This window comes from Rhabdothermincola sp., from assembly GCF_036846205.1.
GTDB lineage: Bacteria > Actinomycetota > Acidimicrobiia > Acidimicrobiales > Acidimicrobilacustridaceae > Rhabdothermincola.
In genome coordinates, this window is sequence record NZ_DAIUCK010000069.1 from 1 (window position 1) to 17,912 (window position 17,912).

Sequence of the window (17,912 nt, forward strand, 5' to 3'; positions counted from 1 at the left end):
GCGTGGTGGCGCCGATCGTCTGCAGCTCGCCGCGGGCCAGCATCGGCTTGAGGATCGAGGCCGCGTCGATGGCACCCTCGGCCGCGCCCGCACCGACGAGGGTGTGCAGCTCGTCGATGAACAGGATGATGTCGCCGCGGGTCTTGATCTCCTTCAGGACCTTCTTCAGGCGCTCCTCGAAGTCGCCGCGGTAGCGGGACCCGGCCACGAGCGCCCCCAGGTCGAGGGTGTAGAGCTGCTTGTTGTGCAGGGTCTCCGGGACGTTGTCGGCCGCGATCGCCTGGGCGAGGCCCTCGACGATCGCCGTCTTGCCGACGCCCGGCTCGCCGATGAGGACCGGGTTGTTCTTGGTCCGGCGCGACAGGACCTGCATCACCCGTTCGGTCTCGCGCTCACGGCCGATCACCGGGTCGAGCTTCTTCTCCCGGGCCAGCTGCGTGAGGTTACGGCCGAACTGGTCGAGCACCAGCGAACCGGAGGGGGTCTGCTCGCCGCTGCCGCCGGTGGTGGCGCCGGCCTTCTCCTGGCCGCCCGGGCCCGCATACCCGGACAGGAGCTGGATCACCTGCTGCCGCACCCGGGAGAGGTCGGCACCCAGCTTCACCAGCACCTGGGCCGCCACCCCCTCGCCCTCACGGATGAGGCCGAGGAGGATGTGCTCGGTGCCGATGTAGTTGTGACCGAGCTGCAGCGCCTCACGCAACGACAGCTCGAGGACCTTCTTGGCCCGGGGCGTGAAGGGGATGTGCCCGCTCGGTGAGGAACCACCCTGGCCGATGATCTCCTCGACCTGGCTGCGCACGGCCTCGAGTGAGATGCCGAGGGACTCGAGGGCCTTCGCGGCGACCCCTTCGCCCTCGTGGATCAGGCCGAGCAGGATGTGCTCGGTGCCGATGTAGTTGTGGTTGAGCAGGCGCGCCTCCTCCTGTGCCAAGACGACGACTCGGCGGGCCCGATCGGTGAATCGTTCGAACAAAGGGAGTGCCTCCCTGGAGAGGGAACGGTGAATCAAGTGTAACCAGCCACCCCGGGATCGCACGGGGCGCCCCAGCACCTGGCGGGTGTCGGATCGCCGCCCGGACCAGCTTCGGGATCCGCGACCACGCGGGTTTCGGGATCGGCCAGTGGCGGGCCTATCGTCGAGTCGTGGCGACACCGAGCCCGCTCCTCCGCCTACCCGTCCTGCAGGCCGATCTGGCCCGAGTCGAGGAGGAGCTGGTCGCGTCCGTGCGCTCCGAGGACCCGTTCCTCACGGAGGTCGCCAGCCACCTCATCCGGGCTGGGGGGAAGCGGGTCCGGCCAGCGTTCACCGTGACCGCCGCCGGCATCCGGGGACCGCAGCTCGAACCCGCAGCGCAGGAGGTGATCCTCGGAGCGGTGTCGGTGGAGCTCGTACACCTGGGCTCGCTGTACCACGACGACGTGATGGACGATGCCACCACCCGGCGGACGGTTGAGAGCGTGAACGCCCGGTGGGGGAACCTCAAGGCGATCCTGGCCGGCGACTACCTGCTCGCCAAGGCCTCGGAGATCGCCGCATCGTTGGGCACGGAGGTAGCCGGACTGTTGGCGTCCACGATCGGCAGGCTGTGCGAGGGCCAGGTGCTCGAGCTCCAGCACACCTTTGACGTGGCGCGCACCGAGACCGCCTACCTCGCGTCCATCGAGGGCAAGACCGCCTCGCTGCTCGCGACCGCCTGCCGGGTCGGCGGATTGGTGGCCGGGCTGCCCCGCGACGATGTCGAGCACCTGACCAGCTTCGGTCGGGACTTCGGCATGGCCTTCCAGATCGTCGACGACGTGCTCGACGTGGTCGCCACGGACGAAGAGCTCGGCAAACCCGCAGGCCACGACCTGCTCGAGGGCGTGTACACCCTGCCGGTCATCCGCACCCTCGCCGAGGGGGGTCGCGCCGCCAGCCGGCTCGGCCAGCTGCTCGGCCGGCCACTGGCACCGTCCGACCTGGCGACGGCGCGGGAACTCGTCCGATCGAACGGCGCGGTCGACGGTGCGCTCGGCACGGCCCGCCGGTACGTGGAGTCGGCCCTGGGGGCGCTCGAACCGTTCGGCGCCAGCGAATCAGCCGAGGCGCTGGGCGCCGCGGCGCGGCACCTCCTGGACTCGGTGGCAGCCATCGCGAGCTAGCGGCCCCGACCTGCCCGGACCGGGCGGGTCGATCGGGCTAGAGTCGGCCCCAGTCTGACGGACTATCAGATCTTGGGGGGAAGGGGCCGAGATGACCGACTCGCGACATCCCTCGGTGAGGCCGTTCGCGCACCTGCTCGCCGTGGTGGCGGCCTTGCTGCTGCTCACCACCGCGTGTGGTGGCTCCGGAGACGAAGGGGAGGGACCGGCGGGGACCGTCAACCAGGCGGCCCCCGTGGAGGAGGGTCCACCCACCCCAGGCGGCACGCTCAAGGTGGCCGTGGGCGCCGAACCCGACGGCCTGCTGCCGATCACCGCCCGGTGGTCGCTGGAGGGCAACCTCATCGCCTCGTCGATCTACGACACCCTCATGACCTTCGACGAGGAGCGCAACCTGGTACCGCACCTCGCCGAATCCATGACGCCGAACGACGACGGCACCGTGTGGACTATCAAGCTGCGGCCCAACGTCGTCTTCCACGACGGCTCGCCGTTCGACGCGGCCGCGGTGAAGATCAACATCGACGCCCGCCGCGCCGTTCCCATCACCGGGACCGCCCTCAAACCGATCCGCGAGGTCGTGGTGGTCGACCCGCTCACGGTCGAGGTGCGGATGAACACCCCCTGGTTCGGCTACGACTACACGGTCGCCGCCCAGGGTGGGTACATGGCCGCTCCCGCCGCGATCCAGGCCAACGACTCGACCGTGGCCATCGGCACCGGGCCGTTCAAGCAGGCCGGTCCATGGCGACCGGGTGATCCGATCCGGGTCACCCGGAACGAGACCTACTGGGGCCCGAAAGCCCACCTGGACGGCATCGAGTTCCGGGCGATCGTCGACCAGACCAGCCGTGCGGCGGCGCTGGAAGCCGGCGACGTCGACCTCATCCTCACCCAGGATCCGGAGTCGGTGAAGAAATTCCGATCCACCTCCGGGATCGTGCAGGTCGAGGACTTCGCCGCCGAAGAGACCTTCGCCATGCTCAACCTCGCAAAGCCTCCCTTCGACAACGTCCACGCCCGCAGGGCCCTCGCCCACGCCACCAACCGCCAAGCGATCAACGACGCGGTCGGTGGGGGGATCCAGAAGGACGCGGACCAGCCCTACACGGAGGACGAGCGCTACTTCCTCGAGGATTCGGGCTACCCGAGCTACGACCTCGAGCGCGCCCGCGAGGAGATCGCCACCTACACCGAACAGACCGGTCAGCCCCTGGTGTTCACCATCACCACCCCGAGCTCCAACCAGCAGAAGGCCGAAGCCGAGCTGCTGCAAGCACAGTGGACCGCCCTCGGGATGCAGGTCTCGATCGAGGTCCTGGAGCAGGGAGCCTTCCTGGCTCAGGTGTTCGGCGGGCAGTTCCAGGCAGCAATGTTCCGGAACTTCGCGTACGTCAACCCCGACTCCAACTACATCTTCTGGCACTCGAGCTACGCCGATCCGTCCGGTGGCATCAACTTCGGTGGTCTGAGGAGCAGCGCCGTCGACCGTGCCCTGGACACCGCCCGCGCCACCGCCGACCCCGACCAGCGCACTGCCGAGATCAAACAAGCCGTTCGGGCCATCAACGACGAGGTGGCCTTCGTGTGGCTGTACCACAACGACTGGGGCCTGGCAGCCAGGGCGAACGTCGGGGGCCTCTCCGCGCCGCAGCGGCTGGGGTTCGCCCGCCAGGACGGCAAGCCGTGGTGGCCTGCGATCTGGCTGCGGTCATGACAGGTGGATGCAAGTTGACGCGATGGGCTTCAACTTCGGCCCCCGGCGGCCGACGTAGAGGATGACGGGGAGCGGCCTGGGGCCGCTCGAACGAGGGCCGGGCCACCGGGGGACGATCGGTGGGCGACCCGGGATGGGAGGGCACATGGTGGGCAACGACCTCCAGACGCGACGACGGGGCCAGCCGGTGGCCGCCGTCCTCCTAGCGCTGCTGTTGCTGGCAGCGGCCTGTGGAGGCGATCAGAAGAACGCCTCGGACACGGCATCGACCACTCCTGCCGTCGAGGCCGGCATCACCCAGGAAGGCCAGCCCCAACAAGGCGGCAAGGTGATCTTCGCCGTCACCGCGGAGACCAACGGCTGGAACCCGGCCCTCGCGCAGTGGGCCGACGCCGGCGAGTTCGTCGGCTCTTCGTTCCTCGAGCCGCTCTTCGTCTACGACGCCGACCAGAACATCGTGCCGTGGCTGGCGGAGAGCGCGTCGGCGAACGACCTCTCCGAGAGTGGTGACATCAACGAAGTCCTGACCCGCTGGACGGTCAAGATCCGCCAGGGCATCAAGTTCCACGACGGCACGGAGATGACCGCCAAGGCCGTGGTTGACGGCATCCTCCTCGCGATCCGGGACGGCCTCTCCCGCGTCGCCCTCGGTCCCATGGTGCAGTCCGTCGACGTGATCGACACCTACACCTTCCGGGTGGTCACCACCGAGCCGTGGTCCGCGTTCCTCAACGTCCTGGCCGGTCCGGTCGGCTTCGTGATGGCGCCGTCCATGCTGGCCAAAGAAGACAAGGGGCAGAGCTCGCCCGTGGGCACCGGTGCGTTCCGCTTCGAGAGCTGGAAGCAGGATGACAGCGTGAAGGTGCGGGCCTTCGAGGACTACTGGGGTGGGCCCTGTGCGCTCCCGAACCCTGAGGACTCGGTCAAGAAGCTGTGCGCCGAGGTGGGCGTGCCCTTGGGACAGCGCAACGGCCCCTACCTGGATGCCATGGAGTTCCGCCCAATCGTCGACCCCCAGCAGCGGGCCAACGCGCTGGCTTCCGGCGACGTGAACATGATCATGAGCACTCGAGCGGTCGACGTCTCGACGATGAAGGACCGCTTCCAGGTGGTGAAGGACTACAACTCCGAGAAGACCTTCGTGATGCTCAGCACGAGCAAGCCACCGTTCGACAACGTGCATGCCCGCCGGGCGCTGGCCTATGCCACCGACCGGGCGAAGATCGTCGATCAGGTCTCTTCCGGTGAGGATGTCCGGTCGGACACCTCGCCGTTCAGTGAGACCTCCCGGTGGGGCGGCGTGCCCCCGGACGAGACGGGATACCCGGCCTACGACCCACAGAAGGCCCGGGAGGAGATCGAGGCATACAAGGCCCAGACCGGTCAGTCCGCCCTGCGGTTCAAGCTCATCGGGCTCCCCCCGGTCGAGGAGCTGACCCTGATGCAGGAGCTGCAGGAGATGTGGCGCCAGGTCGGCATCGAGGCCCAGCTCGAGACGATCGAGCAGACCGCCTACATCATCAAGCTGACCCAGGGCGACTTCCAAGCGGCGATGTTCCGCAACTACGGGTACCCCGACCCGGACTCCCAGTACGTGTTCTGGGCCCAGGAGACCGCCAAGGGCGGGATCATCATCAACTTCAGCCAGTACTACAGCGATGTCACCGAGAACGCCCTGCGGTACGGACGGGTCGAGACCGACCGCACGAAGCGCCGCGAGGCCTATCAGCAGCTCTCTCGAGACCGCAACGCGCAGGTCATCGACGTGTGGCTCTTCGACACTCCCTACGCACTGATCGCGGAGAAGAACATCAAGGGCCTCAACTGGTTCCGGGTGCTGCCCTGGGGCAACTTCATGCCCAAGCCCTACATCACGGGGCTCTGGATCAGTCGCTGATCTGCTCGGTCAGCGCTCGAACGCGGCCCGGCATCTCGGTGCCGGGCCGCTCCGCGTGCCGGCGGCGGTCTCGGTCCGGCGCTCCGCGCCCGATCAGACGGATCCCACCCGGGTCACGGCGCGCTGGAGGAAGTCGAGTGCGGCCCGGTTGAACGCCCCTGCGTTCTCGAAGTTGAAGCCGTGAGCGGCCCCGCCGATCACCTCGAGCTGCGCGCCGGGCACCAGCGAGCAGATCTCCTCGCTGTCAGCGACCGGGGTGAGGATGTCCTGGCTGCCGACGAGTACGAGGGTCGGCACCTGCACGGCTCGCAGTTCGAAGCGCACGCCGTCGTCGAGGGCCAGGATGGCCTCGATCTGGGCCACGAAGCTCTCCGGCGCCACCTGCAGGGCCAGGGGGCCGATCATCCCGACCAGGGGCCGGAAGCGATGCCTCGAGCGGGGACCGATGAGCCACTGGCCGGCTTCGTCGACGAGGGCGCGCATCCCCCGGACCGACGCGATGGAAGCCCATTCCGCCAGGAGTTCGCGCCGCCAGGCCAGGTGCCGGCAGGCGGTGCAGGCGAGCACCAGCGATCGAACGCGCTCGGCGTGGCGAACGCCCACGATCTGCGCGAGGACGCCACCCATCGACGCTCCCATCACGTGCACGGTGTCGAGACCGAGTGCGTCGAGCACGGCCACCACGTCGGCGGCCATCACCTCGAGGTCGTAGGGGCCGGCCGGCTTGTCGGATCGGCCCACTCCCCGGTTGTCGAGCACGACGCACCGGAACCGCGAACCGAAGGCCCGGCGCTGGCGGATCCAGCCCCGCCGGTCGGCGCCGAGGCCCTGGATCATCACCAAGGGTTCGCCCCGGGGATCGCCGAACACCTCGTAGTGGATGCGGGTCCCATCCGGCGCCTGTGCGAACGGCATGTGGCCGATGGTAGCGAGCCACGAACACCGTTCAGTGACACGACCGTCACCTTCGACATCGCTCTCCGGCGACCCGACCTCGACGACCCTTCCGTTCTGGCAGGTGAGCGTCAGGTGGGCGATGCTGCCCAGCGCTGGGCCAGGAGCACCACGAGCTGCTCGACCGTGCCCGGCGCTGACTCGCCGCTCGTTCGCACGGGTTCGTGCAGCGTGACCTGGCTGAACTGGCCCGGAAGGCAGCTAGCCACACCAGCAGGCACGACCGGCGCCCCCATCGACATCGCCACCGCCAGCACGGCTTCCGGTGGACGACCGGCGCCGAACGGCTGGCGGGGATCGAATCCGCACGAGCTGACCACCACCTGTCCCGCGCGCAGCAGGCTCCGCAGATCGTGGAGGTTCCCAGGCACGCCCCCGAGACGCCGCAGGAGCGGGCCGACCGGCGCCACGTCCGGGACACCGGCAAACCGCACCGGGCGACCCGTCGCGCCCGCCAGCAGGGTCGCGAGCACCATCCGGCCCGCCAGTCCCACCCAGCGATCGGTGATGACGAGCGCGGGACCGACCTCGGGCACCCGAGCCGCTCCGAGCAGGCGAGGTCGGGGCAGCAGGTTCGCGAACGGTGCGAGGACCAGGGTCAGGTCACGATCGAAGCCCCACTCATCGACGGGGAAGGTGCCGGCGAAGCGGCGGGAGACGAGCGCCGGGTAGGACAGGTCCTGCCGGTCCGGGTCGATCTCGGCCAACGGCGCGGGGATGAGCAGCTCCTCCATCAGGCCGCCGTGGAGCGCAGGTAGTCGATGGGCTCCCACGCGTAGAGCTGCCGGACCACCTCGGGGGTGTGGTGAAGGAGCCGGATGCCGAGCATCCCGGTGACCCGGCTGCCATCAGCAGTGCGGCCCCGCACCAGCAGCTCGTGCACGTGGTCCGGCACCGGTGCGCCCGCCAGCCGAGCCAGAGCGCGAGCGACCCGCCAACCCGAGCCGGCGACCGGCACCGGCGCCCGGCCCCCCAGCCGCGCGGCCTGCGACGCCGTGACCGCGCCCGGGCCGACGACGTTGAGCGGACCGTGGAACCGCTGGTGCATCGCCGCGACGAAGGTCGCAGCCACGTCGTGCTGGTGCACGACCGAGAAGACTGGGTCGGCGAGCGGAGAGAACGGCACGGCAGGCAGCCGCAGGAGGCGGCCGAGCGGGCTGGGAACGTGAGGGCCCACGATCGGCGCGAAGCGCAACACCGCGACAGCAGCTCCGACCCGCCTGCCGGCCTCGCCGCTGACCTGCTCGACATGCAGCATCGTGTGCCCGAAGGCCGACGTGGGCGCGGGTGGCACCTCCTCGTCGGGATGCAGCGGGGCGCCACGCTGCCGCCCGTACACCTCGATGCCGCTGCGCACGACCACCCGATCAAGCCGGCCACCGGCGAGCGCAGCCTCGAGTGCCACCGCCGTTCCCGCCGCGGTACGCGCCACCGCTGCCCGGGGGCTGCTTCGGGAATAGGGCTCGTAGACGCCCAGGTGGAGCAGGGCCGTCGGCGCGAAGGCCCGGATGACCGCGGACATCCGCTGTCGGTTGCGCGGATCGATGCGGTGGAACTCCGCCCGATCGAGCCGCCGGCGAGGGGGGAAGAGATCAGCCCCGGCGACGGCTTCGACCGAAGGGTCGTCCTCGACGAGCTGAGCGACGGCGGTGCCGAGCTCGCCACCCATGCCGGTGATGAAGACGCGCATGCCGCGCCGACTCTAGGCGTTCTTCTCGTACACCAAACGCAAGCCGTGCAAGGTGAGCCAAGGCTCGACGTGCTGGATACGTCGTGACAGGGGGGTGATGAGGTCCGCCAGCCCGCCCGTCGAGACGATCGTGCAGTCCCCCAGCTCCTCCTGGATCCGGTCGCAGAGCCCATCCACCTGCGCGGCGAAGCCGTACACCGCGCCGGACTGGATCGACTCGACCGTGCTCTTGCCGAGCACGTGCCGAGGCTCGCGCAGCTCGACGGCCCGCAAGGCCGCCGCCCGGCCGACGAGCGCATCCATGCTGATCTCGATGCCGGGAGCGATGGCGCCGCCGAGATACTCGCCGTTGGCGGAGACCGCATCGCAGGTGGTGGCGGTGCCGAAGTCGGCGATGATCGTCGGCCCGCCGTAGAGGTCGTAGGCACCGACAGCGTTCGCGATGCGGTCCGCGCCGACTTCCTTCGGGTTCTCGTACTGGATGGCGATACCCGTCCGCACACCAGGCTCGATCACCACCGGGTCGAAGTCGAGGTAGGCGTCGGCCAGATCGCGCAAGGTGGCAGTGATCCGCGGCACACCCGACGAGATGGCCACACCATCGATGTCGTCGAGCGAGTGACCTCGGAACGCGAGGAACCCCTGCAGCAGCACCGCCATCTCGTCGGAGGTGCGATCGGCCTGGGAGGCGATGCGCCAGTGATCGAGCAGGCCGTCTTCCGGACGGCGGCCTGCCGCCGAACCCGCGTCGTCGAGCTCATAGAGCCCCACCACGGTCTGGGTGTTGCCGGCGTCGATGGCGAGCAGCACGAGAGCTCCTTTCCGTTCCTCGGGCCGTCCCTCAGGCCGTCCGTCCGGTCTGGCCGATGTCGAGGCCGATGTCGAGGACCGGTGCCGAGTTGGTGATGCCCCCGACCGAGATGCAGTCGACGCCGAGCACGGCGTAACTGACGATGCTGTCCAGCGTGATGCCGCCAGAGACCTCGAGCAGCGGCCGGCGGCCACCGTGCCGGGCCACGTGCACGTCGGCGGCCACCACGCAGTCGGCGACCTGCTCGGGCGTCATGTTGTCGAGGAGCAGCGCGTCGGCCCTGGCGGCCAGCGCTTCTTCGACCTGTTCGAGATGGTCGCACTCGACGTGGACGGTGCGGCCGGGCCAGCGGATGCGTGCCTGGTGGATGGCAGCACTGACGCCCATCAGGGCGAGGTGATTGTCCTTGAGGAGGATCCAGTCCGAGAGGTTCCCTCGGTGATTGGCGCCGCCGCCAGCGCGGACCGCGGCCTTCTCGAGCGCCCGTAGCCCGGGTGTGGTCTTGCGAGTGTCCCAGACCTTCGTGGCCGAGCCGGTGGCGGCCACCGCGTCGACGAAACGCCGGGTCTGCGTGGCGATTCCCGAAAGGTGACCGAGGAAGTTCAGCGCGGTGCGCTCCGCCGTCAGGATCGAGGCCAGACGTCCCTCGACGGTGGCGAACGGCATGCCGGCGCTGAGCTGATCGCCGTCGTCGGCATACCAGGACACCTCCACGCTCGCATCGACCTGACGGAACGTCTCCTCAGCGCACGAGCGACCCGCGAGGACACCGTCCCGGCGGGGAACGAAGGCGGCGGACGCCCGAAGGTCCGCAGGCAGCAGCGAGGAGGTGAGGTCGCCGAGCGGGGTGAGATCCTCGACGAGCGCGCGCTGCACGGCATCGGCGACGGCAACCCGAGGTGGGTGGCACTCGAGACTCATGCCGCACCAGCCTGGCTCACCGGCGGCCTGAGGACGAGCCGCGAGCGGAACCGCTGGTCGTCTCGCTCGGGGAAGTCCTGGCGGGTGTGCGCCCCCCGGCTCTCCTCACGGACCAGCGCCGCGAACGACATCGCGTGCGCGAGGCGGGCGAGGTTCCGCAACTCGGCGGCTGCCGGCGAGCCAGCGCGCCGCGACACAGCACCCGCCGCAGCGGTTGCCTCCTTCATCGCCGCCTGCAACGACGAACCGGTGCGGATCACGCCCGCGAGCTCCGTCATCCGCCGCTGAAGCCGGTCGCGAAGCCGAGTCAGCCCGGCAGGTTCGAACACCTCCGTTGCGTCCCCACCGTCCACGTCGAAGCTCGGCTCATCGACAGGACGGCCGCGGATCACCCCAGGCGACCCGTCCCCGTCGAGAACCGCCCGCATGGCACCGGTGGCCTCCGCCTCGACCTTGCCCTGCTCGATCGCCTCGACCACCCGGAACGCGAACACCATTCCCTCGAGCAGCGAGTTGCTGGCGAGCCGGTTCGCTCCGTGCACACCGCTACAGGCGACTTCACCCGCTGCCCACAACCCTCCCAGTGACGACGCTCCGTCCAGATCGGTGATGACACCCCCACACAGGTAGTGCGCAGCCGGGGCGATCGGTAACCAGTCCCTGGCCGGATCGAGGCCGGCAGCACGAAGATCCGCGGCGATGGTCGGGAACCGCAGCTCGAAGTTCTCGAGACCCGTCGCATCGAGCCACAGGTGGTCCACACCCTGCTCGAGCATGCGGGTGGTCTCCGCCCGGGTGACCTCGTCCCGCGGCAACAGCTCGTCGACGAAGCGCTCACCGTTGGCGTCGCGCAGCAGCGCACCATGTCCCCGCAACGCTTCCGACAGGAGCGGGCGCGGCATGCTGGGATGGTGCAGCGCCGTCGGGTGGAACTGCACGAACTCGATGTCGGCCACCGCCACCCCGGCTCGCAACGCCATGGCGATGCCGTCACCGGTCGCCTCGAGCGGATTCGTGGTGACCGCGAACAGCTGCCCCGCGCCTCCGGTGGCGAGCAGGACGTTGTTCGCCCTCAGCTGGTACCGCCCGCCATCGGGGGCGAGGGCCTCGATGCCCACACAGCGGCCATCGTCGACCAGCAACTCGAGGGCGAAGGTGTTCTCGTGGAGGACCGCAGCCGTGCGGTGCACGGCGTCGACCAGAGCCCGCTCGATCTCGGCACCCGTCGCCGCCCCTCCGGCGTGCACCACCCGAGGCACGCTGTGGCCACCCTCACGGGCCAACGCCAGCCGACCGTGCTCGTCCCGGTCGAACATGGCACCGAGCGCGATCAGCTCGTGGACTCGACCAGGGCCTTCGTCCACCAACACCCGCACCGCGTCGGCATCGCAGAGCCCGGCGCCGGCAGCCAGGGTGTCGGCGAGATGCAGGTCAGTGGAATCGGGGTCATCGTGGAGGACCGCCGCTACCCCACCCTGCGCCCAACGAGTGGTGGCCTGGTGCAGCTCGCCTTTCGTGAGCACGCCCACCCGCATCCCGTGGATCTCCGCGGCGCGGACCGCGGCCGAGAGTCCCGCCACCCCGCTGCCGAGCACGAGCAGATCGAGCGGCTCGGTCGTCATGGGAGCGTCCCGGGCGAGGCGTGAGACGGGTCAGGGCGAGACGAGCTCGGCGGGGATCTCCTGGTAGCGCACCGGCCCGGGCCCCGCATCGGCGGCCAGGGCCTTGGCCGTCAGTTCGTCGACCGGCCGGTTGGCGGCGTCGACGTGCACGACCTTCGGGGCGAAGTGCTCCAGCTCAGCCTCGTCGTAGTCGGCATAGGTGATGATGATGACCCGGTCACCAGGCTGCACCAGCCGCGCCGCCGCGCCGTTCAGGCACACGTCACCAGGGCCACCAGGGATGGCGTAGGTCTCGAAACGGGCGCCGTTGTCGATGTCGACCACCTGCACCTGTTCCCACTCCCGGATGTCCGCCAGGGCCATGAGCTCGGTGTCGAGCGTGATGGAACCGACGTAGTGGAGATTGGCGTCGCTGACCCGCGCCCGGTGGATCTTCGACTTCATCATGCGCCTGCGCATCTGGACTCCCTGTTGGCTTGGCGCTGCGATGCAGTCGCCGTGCGTGGGCTCACCCCCTGGCGGGGACGTCGACCCCAAGATTATCCAACAGGCGCGTCCTGCCAAACCGGGCGGCCACCAACAGGCGCACCGATCCCGCCAGCGGATCGACCGGTCGCAGCGTGGCCGCGTCGACCACCTCGGCGTAGTCGAGCCGCGCCAACGGCTCGGCCTCCACGATGCCGGCCATCAGATGCCGCACGGCAGGCGCGCTGCGCTCACCGGCGAGGATGGTCGCGGCTCCCGCCTGCAACGCACGGTGCAGCACCGGGGCGGCGGCGCGCTCGTCCTCATCGAGGTAGACGTTGCGGCTCGACATCGCCAACCCGTCAGGTTCACGCACGATCGGACACCCCACCACCGTGACCGGCTGGTCGAGGTCGCGAGCCATCTTCCGCACGATGGCGAGCTGCTGGTAGTCCTTCTCCCCGAAGTAGGCGCGACACGGCCCCACGATGTTGAACAGCTTGGTAACCACCGTCGCCACCCCGGTGAAATGCGCTGGGCGCACAGCACCCTCCATCGTCGAGCTCAGCTCGGCCACCGAGACCGACGTGAGGATCTGCTCCGGGTACATCTCGCTTGCATCAGGTGCGAACACCGCGTCGACCCCGATCCTCCGGCACCTGGCGAGATCCCGATCGAGGTCCCGCGGATAGGTGCTCAGATCCTCGTTCGGGGCGAACTGGAGTGGGTTCACGAAGATGCTCACCACGGTCACGTCGCACTCCGCACGCGATCGGGCCATGAGTGACAGGTGCCCATCATGCAGGTACCCCATCGTGGGCACGAACCCGACGCTGCGCCCGGCCTGGCGCTGCTCGAGCAGCGACTGGCGGATCGAGGCGATGGTCTCGTGAACCTCCACGGGCGAAGCGTGTCACAGGGTGACCGAGCGGCTGAAACGAGGAGACCGGTCAGGCGCCGGCGCCGGAGTCGTCGACCAGCCGGCGCGTCGCTTTCACCATCACCTCGTAGGTCTCCCGCTCGTCCTCGGGGAGCGCCGCCAGGTGGCGGTGGATGGTCGCCCAGTCGCCTCGCGCCGCCGGGCCGGTCAGGGCGGCTGCAGGGCCGAGCTCGGCCACGTTGTCGACGGTCATGCGCACGAGGTCGAGGTACGCCTCGAGCGGCACACCCGCGAGCCGCGCCACCCGCTCCGCCTGCCCGAGCAGCGCGACGAGGTGGTTCGACGCGATCACCGCGGCCGCGTGGTAGGCGCTGCGGTGCTCGTCGGCCACCCGGAAGGAACGGCCGCCCAGATCGGCGACGATCTGCTCGACCATCGGATCGCCAGCGATCGCGAACCAGGCCCCGGAACGCAGCCGCGCCGCGCCGACCTCGGCGTTCGGCATCGCGACCAGCGGGTGCAGCGCCGCCCGGCGGGGATGGGGCGCGAGGACCTCCAGACCCAGCGAGCCCGCGAGGTGGCACACGACCGTGCCGGCAGCCGGCCGGACCTCGGCGGCCACGTGGGCCACGGTCGCGTCCGGGGTCGCGATCACGAGCAGGTCGACGTCCTGTGCGGCATCCGAGCGATCGTCGAACCGGCCCAACGCACCGGCATCGCGCCAACCCACGCCGACCAGCGCGGCGCGCAGACTCCCCCCGGCTCGACCCGGACCGATCACGCGGAGGCTGGGCACGATCGGACGATAGCGGTCGGTCAGAATGGAGCATGGCCGACGTCAACGAGACCCGCCTGCCGGGTGTAGGCATCCGCTATGACTTCGAGTGCCTCGGCGGCCAACGGGTCGGAGTCATCACCCGCCACTCGGGCCGGCGGGAGCTCATCATCTACGACCGGGACGATCCGGACGCGGTGCGATCGAGGGTCGAGCTCTCCGTCGACGAGAGCCGCACCCTCGGCGAACTGCTCGGCGGCTCGCGTATCAACGAGCAGCTCACATCGCTGGTGAGCGAGGTCGAGGGCCTCGCCATCGACTGGCTGCCACTCGCTCCCAGCTTCGAACCTCGCACGATCGGCTCCACCGAGATGCGTCAACGCACCGGTGCCTCGATCATCGCCATCATCCGCGGTGACGAGGCCATCCCCTCGCCAGGGCCTGATGACGAGCTCCGGCCGAACGACACCGTGGTGATCGTGGGGACCGCGGAGGGTCTCGCCGAGGCGTCGCGACTGCTCGGCTCGTGACCGCTCTGGCAGCCCTCCTCGCGTCAGCCACCGAGGACAACGCGGTCGTCCTCCTCCAACTCGGCGCCGTCTTCATCGGCGTCGCCGCGCTGGCACGGGTAGCGAGCCGTCTCGACATCTCCGCCATTCCCCTGTACCTCCTGGCTGGTCTGGCGATCGGCAACGGGGGCGTCGTCTCTCTGAGCGCTATCGACGACTTCATCGCGGTCGGGGCCGAGATCGGGGTGGTGATGCTGCTCCTGCTCCTCGGTCTCGAGTACACGGGTGACGAGCTTCTCGACAACATCCGGGTGCACGGACGATCCGGGGCCCTCGACGCGGCCTTGAACTTCGCCCCGGGCGTGCTCGCAGGGCTGTGGTTCGGCTGGTCGATGACCGAAGCACTGTTCCTGGGCGGCGTGACCTACATCTCGTCCTCGACGGTGATCGCCAAGACGCTCGGTGATCTGGGCCGGCTCGGCAACCGAGAGACGCCCACGATTCTCTCGATCCTGGTCATCGAGGATCTCGGCATGGCGATCTACCTTCCGCTCATCGCCACGCTGGTCATCGGCGGCACTATGACATCGCTCACCGTGTCGCTGGCGATCGCGGTGGTGGCGGTGGCCGTCGCCCTCGTGGTGGCGTTCCGCTACAGCGACCTGATCAGCAAGGTGCTGTTCAGCCGCTCCGACGAAGTGCTGCTCTTCAGCATCCTCGGGCTGGCGCTGCTCATCGCGGGGCTGGCCGACCGTCTGGAGATCTCCGCGGGCGTGGGAGCCTTCCTCGTGGGCATCGCGATCGGCGGTGAAGCCGCCCGCAACGCGGCCAACATCCTGTCGCCGGTACGCGACGTGTTCGCGGCCGTGTTCTTCGTCTTCTTCACCTTCCAGATCGATCCCGCGTCGATCGTGACCGTGCTCCCCGCGGCCGCCGGGCTGGCACTGGTCACCGCGGTGACGAAGGTGTACACGGGCTGGTGGAGCGCTCGGCGGGCGGGCATCGCCACCCGAGGCCGGGTGCGGGCCGGCACCGCCCTGATCGCCCGCGGTGAGTTCTCGATCATCATCGCCGGCTTGGCCGTGTCGGCGGGACTGACCACCGACCTCGGTTCGCTGGCCGCTGCCTACGTGCTGATCCTGGCGGTGGCGGGCCCGCTCGTCACCCGCCTCGCGGACCCCGTCACCGCGGCGGTCCTGGAGCGGCGCCAGCACCGCGAGATGGCCAGAGCGAACCTACGACGCTGACCCGACCCTCAGCCCGGTCCTGCCAGTCGGGGGGGACCAGATCGGGCGCCAGCTCAGCCAACGGTGCCATGACGAACCGTCGCTCGGACATCCTCGGGTGCGGGACCTGCAGGTCGGGCTCGTCGACCGGACCGGCCTCCATCCAGAGGATGTCGACGTCGAGGGTGCGCGGACCCCACCGCTCGTGGCGCACCCGGCCGGCAGCGGACTCGAGGCGATGGCAGATCCCCAGCAGCTCTCGGGCTGAGGCGTCGGTGTCGAGCTCCACGACCAGGTTCAGGTAGGAACCTTGACCGGGAGGGCCACCCACCGGATCGGTCTCGTACACGTTCGAGAGCCTCACCGGACCGAGCCCCTCCAACGAGTGCACCGCATCCCGCAGGTGTGCCCAACGGTCGCCGACGTTCGAGCCGAGCCCCAGATAGGCGCGCATCAACGGCCCCGCACGATGCGCACACCGGTGGTGTCGACCTGGTGTGCGACCGGTGGTCGGAGCTTGCGAACCACCACCTCGACCGCCGAGACCCGTTCGTCGGCCAGCACCACCTCCGCGAGACGGGTCGCGAGCCGCTCGAGGAGCCGGAACCGCTCGGTCGCCACGACGCGCTCGACCGCCTCGATCGTCACCGCGTAGTCGATCGTGTCGGCGAGGTCGTCGGTGGCCCCTGCCGCCGCGAGGTCGGCCTCGATGACCAGGTCGACCTCCAGGGGTTGCGGGCGCTGCTGCTCCTCCGGGAGCACCCCGCACACGCCCAAGGCTCGCAACCCGCGGATCTCGATGCGGTCCGGCACCTGGTGAAGGTCGGGCAGCGGCCGGCCACGGCGACCGCCGCGGTTCGAGGAGATGTCCATGAAGGCGGGAACGCTAGAGGTCGAGCGCCACGGTGACCAGCTCACGACCGACCGGCCCCATCTGGCGCTGGGTGATCTGCTCCACCACCTGGATGGCTCGCGGTCCGGTGTCGATGAGGCCGTTCCACAACAGGAACCCGGCGACGAGACCGCACACCCGGTCACCGAGCTCCTCCTGGTGGATCAGCACCTTGGAGCTGCTGCCGACGAGCTCCTCGAGCTCCGGGTAGAGCTTGGTGAGCAGCGCATGCGGGTCGTCGGTCGCCGCGAAGGGCCGGTGCCGCCACGCCACCCCGAGCTCGTCGTAGTTGTGCAGGTTGTGGGGCGCGGGGATCAGCGAGATGACCGTGGTGAAGGACTGCTCGCGGATCCAGATGATCTCCTCCTGCCGGCGCACCCGCCGGTGGTTGTCGCCGTAGCCGCCGGGGCGCTCGCACACCGCGAGTCGGTCCTTGATGATCCAGTGGAAGTTCCGAGGGCGGATGCCCTGGGCCCACTTGCCCTTCGTTGCCACGCCTCTCATGCTGCCACGACTTTCGCCGAGTGCACGGCGGCCAGCACGTCATGGGCCCGGATCATCCGTGCCCCCTGGGCCATCGCCCACACGCCGAGGGCGATGGAGCCCTCGAGGCGATCGTCGGTGGGGACGGGCGGGGTGGACTCGGTCGGCACCTCGGCCTGGTCGGATGCGGCATGCAGGCGGCCGATGGTGGCCTTGCGGGACAGGCCGACGAGCACCGGGAGCCCGATGGCGACGATCCGGTCGAGGTGCCGGAGGAGCGAGAGGTTGTGGCCCATGGTCTTGCCGAAGCCGAAGCCGGGATCGAGCCAGATCTCCTTCACGCCTGCCCTTGCCGCCAACGCGGCGCGCTGCTCCAGGAAGGTGGCGACCTCGGCTACCACGTCGGTGTAGGTGGGCGACTCCTGCATCGTCTCGGGGCTTCCTTGCATGTGCATCGCCACCCACCCCGTGCCCAGCTCGGCGGCGGTCCTCCACAGGGAAGCGGAGACATCGTTGATCAGTGTCGCCCCCGCCCGCACGGCCGCCCTGGCGACCTCGTCCTTGCGGGTGTCGATCGAGACTCGTATCACGGGCGCCAGCGCCTCGACCACCGGCACCACCCGGCGGATCTCTTCCGGCGCGTCGACCGGCTTCGCTCCGGGGCGGGTGGACTCCCCACCGACATCCACCACCGACGCGCCCTCGGCCACCAGCTCGAGGCCGCGAGCGATGGCCGCGTCCGGATCGCACCAGCGCCCACCGTCGCTGAACGAATCGGGGGTCACGTTGAGCACCCCCATCACCAGTGGAAGGACACGTTCCTCGCTGGTCACCTCCGGGAGACTACCGACCGCTCCGCCACGCCCGTTCCGCCCATCCCTTTCGCTTCTGGCAGGTCGAACGCGTGCCTCAGCACGCGTTCGAC

At 69.7% G+C, this 17,912-nt stretch carries 19 protein-coding genes; 5 read left to right on the forward strand and 14 right to left on the reverse strand.

Going from position 1 to position 17,912, the window contains the following annotated elements:
• On the reverse strand, positions 1 to 976 hold a 976-nt coding region (locus V7004_RS10735), incomplete at its 3' end, for a Clp protease N-terminal domain-containing protein (protein WP_334143923.1).
• Between the two features lie 170 nt (positions 977 to 1,146).
• On the opposite strand from V7004_RS10735, the gene V7004_RS10740 reads away from it, so the two are divergent.
• The 3 genes from V7004_RS10740 (at position 1,147) to V7004_RS10750 (ending at position 5,759) form a co-directional block, all read left to right on the forward strand.
• The gene (locus V7004_RS10740) at positions 1,147 to 2,145 is read left to right on the forward strand and encodes a polyprenyl synthetase family protein (protein ID WP_334143924.1); all 999 of its coding nucleotides are present in this window, start codon (positions 1,147 to 1,149) and stop codon (positions 2,143 to 2,145) included.
• Positions 2,146 to 2,236: 91 nt separating this feature from the next.
• Positions 2,237 to 3,862, forward strand: a complete 1,626-nt coding sequence (locus tag V7004_RS10745) for an ABC transporter substrate-binding protein (RefSeq protein ID WP_334143925.1) — start codon at positions 2,237 to 2,239, stop codon at positions 3,860 to 3,862.
• 145 nt (positions 3,863 to 4,007) lie between these two features.
• Positions 4,008 to 5,759: an ABC transporter substrate-binding protein gene (locus V7004_RS10750; protein ID WP_334143926.1), complete on the forward strand. Its 1,752-nt coding sequence runs from the start codon at positions 4,008 to 4,010 to the stop codon at positions 5,757 to 5,759.
• Positions 5,760 to 5,852: 93 nt separating this feature from the next.
• Here the strand turns inward: V7004_RS10750 and V7004_RS10755 are convergent, their stop codons facing one another.
• The 9 genes from V7004_RS10755 to V7004_RS10795 all read right to left on the reverse strand — a co-directional run bounded on the left by V7004_RS10755 (position 5,853) and on the right by V7004_RS10795 (position 13,898).
• The gene (locus V7004_RS10755) at positions 5,853 to 6,674 is read right to left on the reverse strand and encodes an alpha/beta fold hydrolase (RefSeq protein WP_334143928.1); all 822 of its coding nucleotides are present in this window, start codon (positions 6,672 to 6,674) and stop codon (positions 5,853 to 5,855) included.
• A 110-nt stretch (positions 6,675 to 6,784) separates the two neighbouring features.
• A complete protein-coding gene (locus V7004_RS10760) occupies positions 6,785 to 7,447 on the reverse strand; it encodes a hypothetical protein (RefSeq protein WP_334143930.1) in 663 nt (220 codons plus the stop codon).
• Positions 7,447 to 8,403, reverse strand: a complete 957-nt coding sequence (locus V7004_RS10765) for an NAD-dependent epimerase/dehydratase family protein (RefSeq protein WP_334143932.1) — start codon at positions 8,401 to 8,403, stop codon at positions 7,447 to 7,449. The genes V7004_RS10760 and V7004_RS10765 overlap by 1 nt, the downstream gene beginning before the upstream one ends.
• Before the next feature lie 12 nt (positions 8,404 to 8,415).
• Positions 8,416 to 9,213: a type III pantothenate kinase gene (locus V7004_RS10770; RefSeq protein WP_334143933.1), complete on the reverse strand. Its 798-nt coding sequence runs from the start codon at positions 9,211 to 9,213 to the stop codon at positions 8,416 to 8,418.
• 31 nt (positions 9,214 to 9,244) lie between these two features.
• On the reverse strand, positions 9,245 to 10,135 hold the full coding sequence (nadC, locus tag V7004_RS10775) for a carboxylating nicotinate-nucleotide diphosphorylase (protein ID WP_334143935.1): 891 nt from the start codon (positions 10,133 to 10,135) through the stop codon (positions 9,245 to 9,247).
• Entirely contained in the window at positions 10,132 to 11,757 is a 1,626-nt protein-coding gene (gene nadB, locus V7004_RS10780) for an L-aspartate oxidase (RefSeq protein WP_334143936.1), read from the reverse strand. The genes nadC and nadB overlap by 4 nt, the downstream gene beginning before the upstream one ends.
• A gap of 30 nt (positions 11,758 to 11,787) precedes the next feature.
• Complete coding sequence (panD, locus tag V7004_RS10785) at positions 11,788 to 12,216, reverse strand: aspartate 1-decarboxylase (RefSeq protein ID WP_334143937.1); 429 nt, start codon at positions 12,214 to 12,216, stop codon at positions 11,788 to 11,790.
• A 49-nt stretch (positions 12,217 to 12,265) separates the two neighbouring features.
• Positions 12,266 to 13,123 (reverse strand): pantoate--beta-alanine ligase, encoded by an 858-nt coding sequence (gene panC, locus V7004_RS10790; protein ID WP_334143938.1) that lies wholly within the window; start codon positions 13,121 to 13,123, stop codon positions 12,266 to 12,268.
• 49 nt (positions 13,124 to 13,172) lie between these two features.
• Complete coding sequence (locus tag V7004_RS10795; protein ID WP_334143940.1) at positions 13,173 to 13,898, reverse strand: Rossmann-like and DUF2520 domain-containing protein; 726 nt, start codon at positions 13,896 to 13,898, stop codon at positions 13,173 to 13,175.
• A gap of 32 nt (positions 13,899 to 13,930) precedes the next feature.
• Here V7004_RS10795 and V7004_RS10800 point away from each other — a divergent pair, with 32 nt between their 5' ends.
• Together V7004_RS10800 and V7004_RS10805 are read left to right on the forward strand one after the other, a co-directional pair.
• A complete protein-coding gene (locus V7004_RS10800; protein WP_334143942.1) occupies positions 13,931 to 14,407 on the forward strand; it encodes a cation:proton antiporter regulatory subunit in 477 nt (158 codons plus the stop codon).
• The gene (locus V7004_RS10805) at positions 14,404 to 15,633 is read left to right on the forward strand and encodes a cation:proton antiporter (protein WP_334143944.1); all 1,230 of its coding nucleotides are present in this window, start codon (positions 14,404 to 14,406) and stop codon (positions 15,631 to 15,633) included. Before V7004_RS10800 ends, V7004_RS10805 begins: the two co-directional genes overlap by 4 nt.
• Here V7004_RS10805 and folK read toward each other — a convergent pair.
• The 4 genes from folK to folP are packed head-to-tail and all read right to left on the reverse strand — an operon-like array spanning position 15,569 to position 17,820.
• Complete coding sequence (folK, locus tag V7004_RS10810; RefSeq protein ID WP_334143945.1) at positions 15,569 to 16,066, reverse strand: 2-amino-4-hydroxy-6-hydroxymethyldihydropteridine diphosphokinase; 498 nt, start codon at positions 16,064 to 16,066, stop codon at positions 15,569 to 15,571. The genes V7004_RS10805 and folK overlap by 65 nt on opposite strands.
• Positions 16,066 to 16,485: a dihydroneopterin aldolase gene (gene folB / locus V7004_RS10815; RefSeq protein WP_334143947.1), complete on the reverse strand. Its 420-nt coding sequence runs from the start codon at positions 16,483 to 16,485 to the stop codon at positions 16,066 to 16,068. The genes folK and folB overlap by 1 nt, the downstream gene beginning before the upstream one ends.
• A gap of 13 nt (positions 16,486 to 16,498) precedes the next feature.
• Positions 16,499 to 16,999, reverse strand: a complete 501-nt coding sequence (locus V7004_RS10820; RefSeq protein ID WP_334143948.1) for a hypothetical protein — start codon at positions 16,997 to 16,999, stop codon at positions 16,499 to 16,501.
• Positions 17,000 to 17,004: 5 nt separating this feature from the next.
• Positions 17,005 to 17,820 (reverse strand): dihydropteroate synthase, encoded by an 816-nt coding sequence (gene folP, locus V7004_RS10825; RefSeq protein WP_334143950.1) that lies wholly within the window; start codon positions 17,818 to 17,820, stop codon positions 17,005 to 17,007.
• Between the last annotated feature and the right edge of the window lie 92 nt (positions 17,821 to 17,912).